A 13,665-nucleotide genomic window follows, 5' to 3' on the forward strand; every position below is an offset into this window, starting at 1 on the left:
ACCCCAGCCGCAGCCCGCGCCCCAGCCGCAGCCTCAACCCACGCAGATTCCCCTGCCCGCCCCCACGGTGCCCAAACCGCAGGTGCCGAGCCTGCCGACGGGCGTGCTGGAGAACACCATCGACGGCGTCGGCGAAGGGGTGGGCGGCGCGGTAGGCACCATCCTGGACGCACCGGGCGAGATCCTCGGAGGCAACGGTGGCTGACATCGCGTTCGACACCATGCCCTATGTCAGAGAGATCTTCCGCGAACTGGATTCGACGGACCCCGAAACCTCCACGGTGCTGATCCGAGGCCGTTCCGGCACCGGTAAATCGACCCTGCTCGCCGCGGTCCGCACCCGTTTGCGAGCCAGGGGCGTGCCGCTGCGCGAGACCATCCGCGAGAACCTCTACGCGCCGATGCCCGAGAACATCGCGATCGACGCCGACGGCAGCGGAGCGCGTCGGCACAGCGGATCGGGCCCGCGCCCGGCGCTGATCATCGACGACGCCCACACCCTGAGTCCGACCGATCTCGAATCGCTCTGCGCGAGTATCGAATCCGGCAAGTACACGGTCGTCGTCGCGACCCAGCCGCGCCCGCACGACACTCGCCTGCGCGCACTGGCCGACGCGGTCGCGCGCCGTGGCCGCGTCGTGGACCTGCGCCCGCTCGGGGTTTCGGATATCACCCCGTTCGCCAGGGAGTTGGGGATGGCGGTGCCGCGCGCCGTGGCTCAGCACATCCACCAGCAGACCGGCGGTATCCGCGGTGGCGTCGTCGCGGCGCTCACGGCGGCCTGTTCCGCCCGCCTGGACGCGGGAGTGCGCGCGGTCGACGAGGCCGTCTCGCACTGGGCGCGTTCACTTCTGGACAATCTGGAACCGGATCTGCTCGAGACGCTCGCCGTCGCCACCACCGGCACCGGACTCGATTCGACCGAACTCACCGAAGTACTCGGCGTCGATCCGCCGGCGGCCCAACGTCTCATCGATCGGGCACGGGCGACCGCCCTGGTCACCGACGCCGATCTGCTGCTCGCCCCCGCTGTTCCCGCGCTGCGCACCATCCTCGGCGATCGTCGCTATCTCGCCGTCCAGCGCAGACTTCTCGCCGCCAGACTGGACGCGGGACTGCTGCGCGACCAGACGGCGCTGGCACTGGCCGAATCCGGCGTCCGTGACGACCGACTCGCCGACTTCCTCTGCGCCGCCGCCGAACACGCGGGGCCCGCCGCCGTCCGCTTCTACAGCGCCGCCGCGGCCGCGGGCGCCGATCAGGACCGGATCGCACTGCGCTGGGCCGAGGCGGCGGCCCGCACCGGTGACGGTGAGACCGCGATGCGCTTGGCCGAACCGGTACTCGCCCGCTCGGAGGTGACCGGCGCCGAACTCGCCGACGCCGTGCGGATCTGCGCCGGAGTGCTGACCCGGCGCGGTCTCGTCGGCCGCGCCGCGCAGCTCTACACCTGGCTCGGCGCGCACCGCATCGGTCCCGACTGGGCCGTCGGCGCGACCGTGCTGTCGCTGGCGGGCAATGTGCGCGACGCCGCGGAACTCTCCGGCGCGGCGGCGCAGTGGCCGCCGACCGAGGCGAACACCCAGGCCCGGCTGATCGCGACGGCACTCGGTGCATCCCTGACCCGTGGCGAGTCCGCCGTCGCGGTGTCGACATTGCTCCAGGCCGCGCATATCGACGTGAATTCGGATCGATTCCTGCCGTGCACGCCGGTGTCGATCGCGACACTGCTGTGCCTGAGCACCGGCGAACCCCGCCGGGCGGGCGAATCGCTGCTGCGCGCGACGGATAACGGCGCGCGCAGCGGGCAACTGCGGGTGCTGGCCGCCTGGGTGGCGATGCTCGGCGGTGACGAACAGGGCGCGGCGGCCACCGTCGCCGCACTGGATTGGGACGCGCTCGACATCCGTGACCGCCTGCTCGCCCACGGCGTCGCGGTGGGTCTGGCCCGGCGCGGCGGCGACCACGTGGCACTCACCAAGGCGTGGCAGGCGGCCTACCCGCTCTTCGACGACGTCGACGCGGACCTGCTGACGCTGCTGCCGGTCGGCGAACTCTGGCTGGCGGGTATCCGCTTGCGCGACGAACGCCGGATCACGCCCCTGGTCGAGGCGTCGCTGTCGCTGCTCCGATCCTTGAACCAGCCACCGACCTGGGCCAACGCGTTCCACTGGTACGGCGTCCAGGCCGCCATCGCGCACAAGAGCCCCGACGACCTGCTGCCGCACGCCCACCTGCTCAAATCCGCCGCCGAATCGGGCGATCGGCACGCCGCCGTGCTCGCCAACGCCGGACGCACCTGGGTTTTCGTCCTGCGCGGCGAAGTCTCGGCCGCGCACGTGGAGCAGGCCGTCACCGGTCTGCGCGGTACCGGGCTGACCTGGGACGCCGCCCGTCTCGCCAGCGAGGCCGCGCTGGCCGCCGACGATTCGGCCACGGCGACCGCGCTGCTGAAACTGGCCCGCGCGATCCGGTCCGAATCCCGCCCGCAGGAATTCTCGCCGCCACCGACAGCGACGGCGCAGCCCACTCGCGGACGCGGCGCGACGCCCGATCCCGCCGTGCGGAGCACCGACGGCAATCCCATCCTCAGCGAGCGGGAGCGGGAGGTCGCCGAACTGGTCCTGCTCGGTTTGACCTATCGGGAAATCGGCGCTCGCCTGTACATTTCCGCGAAGACGGTGGAGCATCACGTCGCCCGCATACGGCGCCGAATCGGTGCCGGGTCACGTTCGGAGCTATTGTCGATGCTTCGCGCCATGGGACACGGCTCGCTGCTGGTGTGATCACGGCACGGGCCCGACGATGTCGAAGCGAGGAATTGGGATGGCCACTGGGGTGGGCCTGCGGATCGCCGAGGACGAGTGCACGGCGGCGATCGTCACCGACGCCGGTCAGCTGGATTTCCTCGTCCGCGACTCGATCCTGCACATGGCCGAGGACGGTGACACCGTCCTCGGCGGTGACGCGCCGCCCGGTTCGCATTCGATCACCGGTTTCGTCGGCGCGGTGGGCGATCCGGCCGGGCTGTCCGTCGACGACGGCGAGGCGTATCGGGCCGAGGATCTGTTCGCCACCGCGCTGTTCTGTCTGATCAACCAGACCACCGAATTCCTGAGCGGGCCCGCCGAGTTCTACGCGACGCACCCCGGTGAATGGTCGCCCGCCCTCGTGCAGTCCTCACGCGAGGCGCTGGACTATCTCGGCCTGCGCTCGGTGGTCCTGGTCAGCGAAGCCGACCTCCCCGCGATCGATACCGCCCAGCCCGGAAGGTCCTTCGCCTACGACGCGGCCCGCGCGGCACTGGCCGCCGTGCTGGCCACCCCCGCGGGCGCGACGCCGCCCGATCCGGCCAACAGCGAGAACGCGACGGTCAAGACGGACGTGATCCCCGCGGTCGCCGCGGCCATGGCACTTCCGCAGGCCTACTCCCAGGCCATGCCCGCCGCCGCGCCGCTGCCCACCGAGGTGCTCAGCGATACCGCGCGGGTCGATACCGTGCCCCCCACCGCGGTCGTCGCCCCCGCCGCCGCGGCGAATCAACGACGCACCCCCCTGCTCATCGCGGTGGCCGCGCTCTTCGGACTGGCACTGGGCGGTCTCGGAGTCGCTGTCGTGTTGCGCGGGGAGAGCGCGCCCGAACCGCCGCCGGTGCGCGACGCGCAATCAGACCAGTCGACACCCGCCGCACCGCCCCCGCCGCTGTCGATCGCGCAGCTGCCGACCGCCGAGCCGACGATCGTCATCACCGGCACCACCGAACCCGAATCGACGACCACCGCGCCGGAACCACCGCCTCCAGAACCGGCGACGACAACTGCCGAACCGACGACGACGGCGCCGAGTACCACCAGTCGGACGACCGCCCGTCGGTCGACGACACGCCCGTGGTTTCCGACGCCGCCCGGGTGGATGCCGACGGACTCCGATTGGACGCCACCCACGTTCACCGTGGAAGTCCCACCGATCCGATGATTTAGTGACGCCGGACAACGGTTTGTGCCCTAAAGTGGTGCGCTGACCGGTGTTGTCGCAACGTTCGACGCAATGTTCGCGGACGCCGGTGCGATGCTGGACGATGACTGTGCGCCAACGGATTCTGCCCTGGCCCATGGATTTAGCTGGCACATCAGTGCCGACGAAGGGACTTCATGCGCAAGTTGGTGGCGCGTCGCGCCGCGGTCAAGGCTGCCTCGATCGGAGTGGCCACGACCGTTCTCCTCGCACCCTTGCTCGGCATCGGGTCCGCCTCGGCGGAAGCTCCCGAACAACTGTCCGCCGAAAACCTGCCCGCCGAACTCGTGCAGGCCATCTCGCGCGACCTGAACCTCACCCCGTCGGAATATCTCGACCGGGCCGCCCAGGCCCAGGAGCTCGGGCGCTACGCGCGCGATTTCCGTTCCCAGCGCCCGGACACCTTCGCGGGGGCGTGGATCGGCACCGACGGCAAACCGGTCGTCGCGGTCACCTCGGCCGACGCCGCGCGGATCGCCAGCGCGGACGGCTACCAGACCCGGATCTCCGCGGTGTCGGCGAACAACCTGGAACATTCGCTGACCCAGGTGAATCAGTGGATCGCGACACTGCCACGCGATCTGTCCGAGGCCATCAACTCGGTGGCCATCGACATCCTCAACAGCCAGCTCGTGCTCAGCATCGCCAACACCCCGGCGGGCCACGTGCTGAATCTGCCGACCCTGATCGCCAACGTGAAGGTCATCCTGTCGCCCGGTGGCGGCGGACCGGTCGAGCGGCGGCCGATGGGCGGCGACACCTACATCAGCGCGCCGACCTCCCTGCACGACACCTCGCTGCGGGGCGTCGATGTCTGCTCCTTCGGCTTCAACAGCGTCGACGCGTCCGGTAACGCGCTGAACATCAGTGCGGGGCACTGCGATCCGAACCTGAGCAAGGCCAACCAGCAGGCCAGCGTCTACCTGCCCAACATCAGGGACATCACCAACAGTCCCGAGGTGGGCACCTTCGTCACCGCGGAGCTGGGCGGACAGTCCGGACTCGACTACTCGGTGATCCGCCTGAACTCGCGCGCCGTCGAAGCGGGCATGGATCAGCCGTCGGTGCGCGGCGCCAACGGCACGACGCTCAACATCACCGGCACCGCGGAACCCGTCACCGGAGCTCCCGTCTGCAAATCCGGGCAGTCGTCCACCTTCACCTGCGGTTTCGTGGTGGCGGACCGGGTCGAGACCCAGCTGTACACGGCCGACGGCGAGAGCAAGACGGTGCGCGGATTCGCCAGCTCGGCGTGCACCCTCGGCGGCGACAGCGGCGGCTCGATCGTCACCGGAACGCTCGCGCTCGGCATCACCAGCGGCTCCAACGCCGCCGACGCCCCCAACTGCACCGAGGCGAACACCCAGCTCGCCCCCTACGGCGGCACCGCCTCGCTCGGCATTCCGATCCGCGCCATCCTGGCCGATATCGACGCCAATTCCGGCGGCGGCGTCGGGAGCGGCATCTCGGTCCGCACCCAGCCCGCCAACCAGTGACACCGAACCTATGACCATCGCCGGACCCGGGCCGATCGAGTCCGAGTCCGGCATTACCGCACCTTGGGATGAGTAGTGATACCGGTCGCGAACCCATATAGTCTGGGCATGCTCTTGCTGCCACGTAGAGGTCAGTTCCGATCAGCTGTGCGACGGACCAGAGTCAAGAAGACAGTGATCGCGGCCTCGGTCGCGATTCTGCTGTTCGGACCGACCGCCGCCGTGGCGAACGCGGAACCCGCCGAGGGGCCGGGGCTGCCCGCCGAATTGGTCGCCGCGGTCACCCGCGATCTGAAGATCTCCCCCGACGAATACCTGCGTCGCGCCGACCTGGCGCAGCAGATCGCGGCCTTCGCGACCACGGCGCAGCGGCAATACCCCCAGGTCTTCGCGGGATCGTGGCTGGACGACTCGGGTAAGGCGGTCGTCGCCGTCGCCCAGGGCCCGGGGGCCGACGAGGCGCGCAAGTCGGCGCAGACGGCCGGTTTCGAGGTCCGCAATGTCGCCAAGAGCGAGGCCACTCTGCGCGGTGAGAAGACCGCGTTCGAGCGTTGGCTCGACGGCCAGCCCGAGGCGATCTCGAACCTGGTACGCGGCGCCGTGATCGACACCGTCAACAACAGCATCGCGGTCAGGGTCGATCAGGCCGGACTGCCGCTGCCCGGTTTCATCGATCCCGCCCGGATCATCGTGATGGCCCCGCCGATCGCGGGTGAGGCGCTTCCCGCCGCGGACGAGATCGCGAGCGCGGCCGACCGCGGTTCGCTCATCGGCGGCGACGGCTTCGCCTCGGTGGCCGGTCGCAGCTCGCTGCGCTGCTCCTTCGGCTTCAACGGCACCGACCGCTCGGGCAACGTCGTCAATATCACCGCGGGCCATTGCAACCCGGATCTGCCGTCCGCGGGAACCGACCGTGCCGCGGCCGTGCACGAACTGGTGAACGGCGAGCGGATCGGCGCGCAGCTCGGCGTGTTCCAGAAGTCGGTGCTCGGGTCGCAGGACTACTCGATCGTGCGCATCAACGACCAGGTCAAGGACCGTTTCACCAATAACGGTGTCCGGGTTCCCGGTGCCGCTCCGATCCTGATCGAGGGCGTCGGCACCCCCGTCGTCGGCGCGCCGGTCTGCAAGTCGGGCACGCGCACCGGATTCAGCTGCGGTGTCATCAACGCCGTCGACCAGACGGTCCTGGTCGGCGACCGGGAACTCACCCAGAGTTTCTCCGCCAACATCTGCGCCCTGCCCGGTGACAGCGGCGGCGCGGTCGTGACCGGTCGGCTGGCGCTCGGCATCTCCAGTGCCTCGTCGGTGGCCGACTATCCGATCTGCGCGATCCCCAACCTGATCGGCGCCCTTACCGGCGATGTGCCGCAACTGTTCGCGCAGCCGGTCAGCGTCGTCCTCTCGGACAATCCGGGACTGCGGGTCCGGACCGAGTAATCGGTACGGACGATCGAGGCCGGTAGCGCGCGTCGCTACCGGCCTTTTCGCTGTTCCACGGCAGGTTTCCACTGCCCTTACGCAGCCTGAACGCGCTGCGATCCGGTGCCGTCGACCGGCCCGGTGCGGCATTCTGGACCGTATGTGTTTGGTGTTGATCGGTTGGCGCGCGCACCCGGACTATCGGCTGATCGTCGCGGCCAATCGGGACGAGTACTACACCCGGCCGACCGAGTCGATGCGGCGCTGGACCGAGGTGCCGGGGGTACTCGCAGGCCGTGACATCGGCGCACAGGGCGTCTCCGACACGGATCCGCCCGGCACCTGGCTCGGCCTGAACGAGCGGCACGCCCGATTCACCGCGGTCACCAATGTCCGCAATCCGGACGACCAGCGCGCCGACGCCCGCTCCCGTGGCGCGCTACTGATGGATTTCCTGCGCGGACTCTCCGATCGCGGCGCGCACGGTGCATTCCCCGGCCCACGGCAGTACCTCGAAGGCGTCGCTGCGGCACCGGACGACTACAACGGGTACAACGTGGTGGTTTCCGATCTCGAGCGGCTGTGGTGGCATTCCAACCGCAGCGCCGCACCGCCCCGCGAGCTGACTCCCGGATTCCACGGCCTGTCCAACGGCACCTTCGTCACCTCCGCGGCGCTCGGCCCGTCGGCCGAACCGGAAGCGGCGCGCCCGATCTGGCCGAAGGTGCGCAACGGCCTCGCCGGACTGCGCAAGGTCGTCGAATCCGAACCCGGTTCCCTCGACGACTATTTCGAGGTGCTGGCCGATCCGGTTCAAGCGCCCGACGAAGCGCTGCCGCACACCGGGGTTCCGCTGGACGACGAACGCGCGCTCTCGGCCGGATTCATCGCCCACCCGGTGCACGGGACGCGGGCGAGCACGGTCCTGCTCGTACACGAGGACGGGACGTTCGATATGGCCGAGCGCTCGTTCGGCAGACTCGGCAACCCGCAGGGCGAGGCGGCCTTCCGCGGCACCGTGCCGATAGGCGGGGCGCGGGCGACGTCCTAGAACGCCGATCGGCCCGTTCCCAGCGGGAACGGGCCGATCGGTGCGATGAATTGCGTCCGAAAGACTACTTCGGGGCGTCGGCCACCTTGGGGGCCTCGCCCGAGGCGACCTTGGGGGCATCGGCCGGCTTCTTGTCCGACCACTGGGTGGTGTCGGCCTCGGCCTGCATCACGTTGATGAGCTCGACGCCCGCGGCGACCAGGGTCGGTCCACCGATGGCGATGGTGCCCAGGATGCCGCCGACGCCCGCGCCGGTCACCAGGCCCGGCACGCAGCCGGCGACCAGGGTGACGACACAGCCGATGATCGCGCCGACAGCGGTACCGACGAAGCCGCCGATGGCGGTGCCGATGCCGAACTTGCTGGCGAAGTCGTTCTGGGCCCGCTGGTTCTCGTTGGCCGAGGCGATCGGCTGCGCGGAAACCGCCTTGGGCGCGACCGGCGCGTCCAGGCGCAGATTCGCGGGCTTCTGCGGGGTGACCTCGAGGACGGTGCCGTCCTTCTTGACCTCGGGCTTCACCGGGATTTCGGTGCCGGCGGCATCGAATTCCATCGGCAGGCTGATGACGACGTTGCCCTTGTCGTCCTTGACGTCGACGACATTCACCTTCGGAGCGTCCGGCGTCGCGCCGTCCTTCTGCGTCAGCGCGAAGGTTCCCCCACGAAGCGTCGCGACGACGACCTTGTCCACCAGCTTGACGGAGTAGTTGATGCCTTCTTCAGCGGCGGGCGCCGGTGCGGGATCGGCGTGCGAGGTGCCGATGCCCACGGTCATCGCGCCGATGACCAGCGTGGCCGCCGCGGTGGTCCTGCGGAGGTTCATTCGGTTTTCCAATCCATCATCAGAGTTGTGGCAGCTCGTTTTCTCACGCGAGAGCTCATTCAATCCGAGAGGTGGTCGGCCCTTCCGGATTCTCCCCGAGCGGTGTGAATACGAGCACAGCAAACAGAACGAGCTGAGCCTAGTCGAATCGGTCCCGAGATGCGAGATCCATTACCCGCCAATGAGAGTAAGCGTGTCCTTACCGATTGGACACATGTCCTCGCACTTTACGGTGAGAAACCTCCGCGCACTCACGGCTTCCGAATGACTTCCTGTGATGTTCCACACAGGTAAATTCCGGGTCAAGCCCCAGCGTACGGGGATAACAACCAAATCCCGATCGTACGATGGGGCATATAGTTACTGGTGAGTAACTTACCGGCGGTTACGATACGAGCCAACCGAGTCGGCGGCACAGCCGACCTCGACCACTCGTGTTGCCTCTAGAGAAAGGTCGCGACATGAATGCCCTGACACTGACGCTGGGCACGATTGGGGCGGCGCTCAGCCTCCTGTGTTGGGCGTCGTTCTTCGGCGGCGTCCGCGGAATCACGCGGACCATCATGGTCGGCCAGTCCGCTCCCGATCGCTGGCGGCCGTTCTTCCCGCGCATCAAGCAGATGCTGATCGAATTCCTCGCCCACACCCGGATGAACAAATTCCGGACCGTCGGCTGGGCGCACTGGCTCGTGATGATCGGCTTCCTCGCGGGCTTCATCCTCTTCTTCGAGGCATACGGCCAGACTTTCGATCCCGAATTCCACTGGCCGATCTTCGGCGACTGGGCGGCCTACCACCTGCTGGACGAGATCCTCGGCATCGGCACCGTGGTCGGCATCGTGACGCTGATCGTCATCCGCCAGTTGAACCACCCGCGTGTGCCCGACCGGCTCTCGCGCTTCAGCGGTTCCAAATTCGGCCCGGCGTATGTGATCGAATCGATCGTCCTGGTCGAGGGCCTCGGCATGATTCTGGTGAAGGCGGGCAAGATCGCCACCTATCACCACTCCAACGCGGCCACCGACTTCTTCACGATGCAGGTCGCCAAGATCCTGCCCGAGAGCGCGGTACTGATCTCGGTCTTCGCATTCGTCAAACTGATGTCGGGCAGCCTGTTCCTGCTGCTGGTCGGCCGCAACCTCACGTGGGGTGTGGCCTGGCACCGGTTCGCCGCGTTCCCGAACATCTACTTCAAGCGCGAGGCCGACGGCGGTGTCGCGCTCGGCGCGGTCAAGCCGATGATGTCGAACGGCAAGGCCCTCGACATGGAGAACGTCGACGCCGACACCGATACCCTCGGCGCCGGAAAGTTCGAGGATTTCTCCTGGAAGGGCGTTCTCGACTTCACCACCTGCACCGAATGCGGTCGCTGCCAGTCGCAGTGCCCCGCGTGGAACACCGGTAAGCCGCTCTCGCCGAAACTGCTGATCATGTCGCTGCGCGACCACGGCTACGCGAAGGCCCCGTACCTGCTGGCAGGCGGGTGCAAGGATACGGGCGGCGACGAGATCGGCCTGGTCGACGCCGAAGGCAAACCCGACGAGGCGAAACTGGCCGAGATCTCCGAGGCGGCGCGCGCCGAGGCCGAGCGCCCCCTGGTCGGCGGCGAGGATATCGGCGGCATCATCGACCCCGAGGTCCTGTGGTCGTGCACCACCTGTGGCGCGTGCGTCGAGCAGTGCCCGGTCGATATCGAACATGTCGACCACATCATCGATATGCGCCGCTACCAAGTGCTGATCGAATCGGAATTCCCGTCCGAGCTGGCGGGCCTGTTCAAGAATCTCGAGAACAAGGGCAATCCCTGGGGCCAGAACTCCAAGGACCGGCTCAACTGGATCAACGAGATGGATTTCCAGATCCCGGTCTTCGGCAAGGATGCGGATTCCTTCGACGGATACGAATATCTGTTCTGGGTCGGCTGCGCGGGCGCCTACGAGGACCGCGCCAAGAAGACCACCAAGGCCGTCGCCGAACTCCTCGCCACCGCGGGCACCAAATTCATGGTGCTCGGTGCGGAGGAGACCTGCACCGGTGACTCCGCGCGCCGCGCAGGCAACGAATTCCTGTTCCAGCAGCTCGCCGCGCAGAACATCGAGGTGCTGAATTCGGTCTTCGACGGCGTCGAACAGAGCAAGAAGAAGATCGTCGTCACCTGCGCGCACTGCTTCAACGCGCTCAACAACGAATATCCGCAGGTCGGCGGCAATTACGAGGTGGTGCACCACACCCAGTTGCTCAACCGTCTGGTGCGGCAGAAGAAGCTGATCCCGGTCGCCACGGTCTCGCAGAACGTGACCTACCACGATCCCTGCTACCTGGGCCGTCACAACAAGGTCTACAACGCGCCCCGCGAGCTGATGGCGGCGTCCGGTTCCACCCTCATCGAGATGCCGCGCCACGGCGAACGTTCCATGTGCTGTGGCGCCGGTGGCGCTCGCATGTGGATGGAGGAGCAACTCGGCAAGCGCATCAATATCGATCGCGTCGACGAGGCGCTGTCCACCTCGCCCAAGAAGATCGCCACCGGCTGCCCGTTCTGCCGCGTGATGCTCACCGACGGCGTGACCGCGCGTCAGGAGCAGGGCGAAGGCGAAGGCGTCGAGGTCGTCGACGTCGCGCAGCTGATGCTCGACTCGATCGATCGCGTCGAAGCGTCGGTGCTCAGCGAGAACCTGGTCGTCATCCAGGAGCCCAAGGCCGAACCCGAGCCCGAACCGGAGGCGGAGCCCGAACCCGTCGCCGAGCAGACCGAAGCGCCCGTCGCGACCAAGGCGGCGCCCGCGACCAACGGTCTCGCGATGAAGGGCGGCAAGGCGCCCGGCGGCGGGCTCGGCATGAAGGGTGGCGGCAAGGCGCCCGGCGGACTCGGCATGAAGGGCGCGGCGAAAGCGCCGGGCGCGAAAGCCGAGGAAGCACCCGCAGAAGCACCGACACCGGCCAAGGGCCTTGGTATGAAGGGCGCCGCGAAGGCGCCGGGTGGCGGACTCGGCATGAAAGGCGCGGCCAAAGCGCCCGGGGCGAAAGCCGCACCGGAGGCCGCCGCCGAAGCACCGGCAGCGACGCCGGTCAAGGGACTCGGCATGAAGGGCGCGGCCAAAGCACCCGGTGGCGGGCTTGGCATGAAGGGTGCGGCGAAGGCGCCGGGAGCCAAGGCTCCCGCGGCCGAATCCGCGCCCGCCGAAGCCGCACCCGCGGCCGAGGCTCCCGCGGCTCCGCCGGTCAAGGGCCTGGGCATGAAGGGCGGCGCCAAGGCACCGGGTGGCGGCCTGGGCATGAAGGGTGCGGCCAAGGCACCCGGCGCGAAGGCTCCGGCCGCCCCTGCCGAAACCACGGCACCGGAACCGGCCCCCGAATCGACCGCTACGGAATCGACCGCGAACCGGTCGGTCTCGGAGGCCGAGGAAATCAAGCCGACGGTCGCCGCCAAGGGTCTCGCCATGAAGTCCGGGTTCAAGCGGCCCGGTCCCAAGGCGCCGGGCGCGGCGGCAGCGGCTCCGGCCGAATCCGCGACGGCACCGGCGGCCCCCGCCGAACCGGCGACCGCCGAGGCAGCGACGGAACCCGGCGAGGAGACGCCCACCTCGAGCAACGGCACCCCGCCCGTCGCTCCGCCGACCGCCAAACCGGGCGGACTCGGCTTCAAGTCCGGAGCCAAGGCGCCGGGCCGTAAGAACTGAGTAAGTAAGTAGTCACGCCGATCGGCTCGGGTTCGCACCGCGAATTCGAGCCGATCGGCGTTTCCACCCGCAGGCCCGATTCCTTGTGCCTCCCTTTGTCATCGAGCCCCGGACCGACCGGAACGGAGATGGGCGGGCGTAATACCAGGACCAGCACGAGAACCCCACCGATGACGACCACAGCCCGGCACCCTGGACGCACCGGGCGACGCCGCCGAGAATGTCGATATCGTCGATCGACGCCACGCCGAAACGCGAACCACGGCATGTCCGTACCGGTTCCGGTGGCGGTCCGGATCGGATCCGAACAACGGGAGAGAGGTCGCGTGGCCACATTCGCGTTGATCCACGGGGCGGGCGATGTCGGCTGGTACTGGCATCCGGTCGTCGCCGAACTGCGGGCGCGCGGTCACGACACCGTCGCCCCGGACCTTCCGTGCGAGGACGATTCGGCGGGCCTGCCCGAATACGCGGACACCGTCGTCGAGGCGATCGGCGACCGGACCGATCCGATCGTCGTCGCCCAATCGCTCGGCGGCTTCACCGCCCCGCTCGTCTGCGAGCGTGTGAGCGCGAGACTGCTCGTCCTCGTCGCGCCGATGATCCCGGCTCCCTCGGAAGCACCGGCCGACTACTGGGCCCACACGCGCTACGCCGAAGAGGAGAAGGGCAGCTACGACCGTCCCATCGACCTCTTCTACCAGGACGTCCCGCCGAAACTGGCCGCCGAAGCACTGAAACGCGGCCGCGACCAGTCCGAGGCCAGACTCGGCGAACCGTCACCGCTGCGGGCCTGGCCCGATACCCCGACGAGAATTTTGATCTGTCGCGACGACCGCCTGTTCCCCCGCCGGTACCTTCGCCGCGTCGCCGTGGAGCGCCTCGGCATCACCCCCGACGAAATCGACGGCGGGCATACCCCGGCGCTGAGCCGTCCGCGCGAACTCGTGGACCGTCTCGAGGCATATGCCTCCGAGCAGGGACTACTCGGTGAGCGCTGATCACCGGCGTGGTGCGCCCGGAATCACCGAAGGTGCACGTACCCGGGTCATCCGACGTACCGCGCCCGCATCGCCGGACGGATCGCGTCGGGCCCAGCCGAGCTCTTCGATCGGTCGGCCCCCATCCACCTGGCGCTGCACGAGCCGCGGCCCGCTTCACCTGGCGAGAACAATGCCC

Annotated in this window: 8 protein-coding genes and 1 pseudogene; 8 read left to right on the top strand and 1 reads right to left on the bottom strand. The window is 68.6% G+C overall.

Annotated elements, in window-relative coordinates; translation table 11 throughout:
* The 6 genes and pseudogenes from JZ792_RS17910 to JZ792_RS17935 all read left to right on the top strand — a co-directional run.
* Positions 1-205: pseudogene (locus tag JZ792_RS17910) on the top strand (hypothetical protein); the annotation flags it as partial.
* Positions 198-2,786, top strand: a complete 2,589-nt coding sequence (locus JZ792_RS17915) for a LuxR C-terminal-related transcriptional regulator (RefSeq protein WP_216911608.1) — start codon at positions 198-200, stop codon at positions 2,784-2,786. The pseudogene JZ792_RS17910 and the gene JZ792_RS17915, both read left to right, overlap by 8 nt.
* A gap of 40 nt (positions 2,787-2,826) precedes the next feature.
* A complete protein-coding gene (locus tag JZ792_RS17920; protein WP_216911609.1) occupies positions 2,827-3,975 on the top strand; it encodes a hypothetical protein in 1,149 nt (382 codons plus the stop codon).
* Positions 3,976-4,151: 176 nt separating this feature from the next.
* Complete coding sequence (locus JZ792_RS17925) at positions 4,152-5,510, top strand: S1 family peptidase (RefSeq protein ID WP_216911610.1); 1,359 nt, start codon at positions 4,152-4,154, stop codon at positions 5,508-5,510.
* 108 nt (positions 5,511-5,618) lie between these two features.
* On the top strand, positions 5,619-6,950 hold the full coding sequence (locus JZ792_RS17930; protein ID WP_216911611.1) for a S1 family peptidase: 1,332 nt from the start codon (positions 5,619-5,621) through the stop codon (positions 6,948-6,950).
* Between the two features lie 142 nt (positions 6,951-7,092).
* Positions 7,093-7,983, top strand: a complete 891-nt coding sequence (locus JZ792_RS17935; RefSeq protein WP_216911612.1) for an NRDE family protein — start codon at positions 7,093-7,095, stop codon at positions 7,981-7,983.
* Positions 7,984-8,047: 64 nt separating this feature from the next.
* Here JZ792_RS17935 and JZ792_RS17940 read toward each other — a convergent pair whose 3' ends face one another.
* On the bottom strand, positions 8,048-8,869 hold the full coding sequence (locus JZ792_RS17940) for a DUF8020 domain-containing protein (RefSeq protein WP_254189981.1): 822 nt from the start codon (positions 8,867-8,869) through the stop codon (positions 8,048-8,050).
* 398 nt (positions 8,870-9,267) lie between these two features.
* Here JZ792_RS17940 and JZ792_RS17945 point away from each other — a divergent pair, with 398 nt between their 5' ends.
* Both JZ792_RS17945 and JZ792_RS17950 read left to right on the top strand, forming a co-directional pair.
* Positions 9,268-12,486, top strand: a complete 3,219-nt coding sequence (locus JZ792_RS17945; protein ID WP_216911613.1) for a (Fe-S)-binding protein — start codon at positions 9,268-9,270, stop codon at positions 12,484-12,486.
* Between the two features lie 326 nt (positions 12,487-12,812).
* A complete protein-coding gene (locus tag JZ792_RS17950) occupies positions 12,813-13,487 on the top strand; it encodes an alpha/beta hydrolase (protein ID WP_216911614.1) in 675 nt (224 codons plus the stop codon).
* Positions 13,488-13,665: the final 178 nt, after the last annotated feature.

Origin of the sequence: Nocardia noduli (assembly GCF_019038455.1) — a bacterium.
Taxonomy (GTDB): Bacteria; Actinomycetota; Actinomycetes; order Mycobacteriales; family Mycobacteriaceae; genus Nocardia; species Nocardia noduli.

Excerpts from the sequence above, each read along its gene's own strand:
- JZ792_RS17920 (WP_216911609.1), top strand. The coding sequence starts at position 2,827 with ATGGCCACTGGGGTGGGCCTGCGGATCGCCGAGGACGAGTGCACGGCG.
- JZ792_RS17925 (WP_216911610.1), top strand. The coding sequence starts at position 4,152 with ATGCGCAAGTTGGTGGCGCGTCGCGCCGCGGTCAAGGCTGCCTCGATC.
- JZ792_RS17930 (WP_216911611.1), top strand. The coding sequence starts at position 5,619 with ATGCTCTTGCTGCCACGTAGAGGTCAGTTCCGATCAGCTGTGCGACGG.
- JZ792_RS17935 (WP_216911612.1), top strand. The coding sequence starts at position 7,093 with ATGTGTTTGGTGTTGATCGGTTGGCGCGCGCACCCGGACTATCGGCTG.
- JZ792_RS17945 (WP_216911613.1), top strand. The coding sequence starts at position 9,268 with ATGAATGCCCTGACACTGACGCTGGGCACGATTGGGGCGGCGCTCAGC.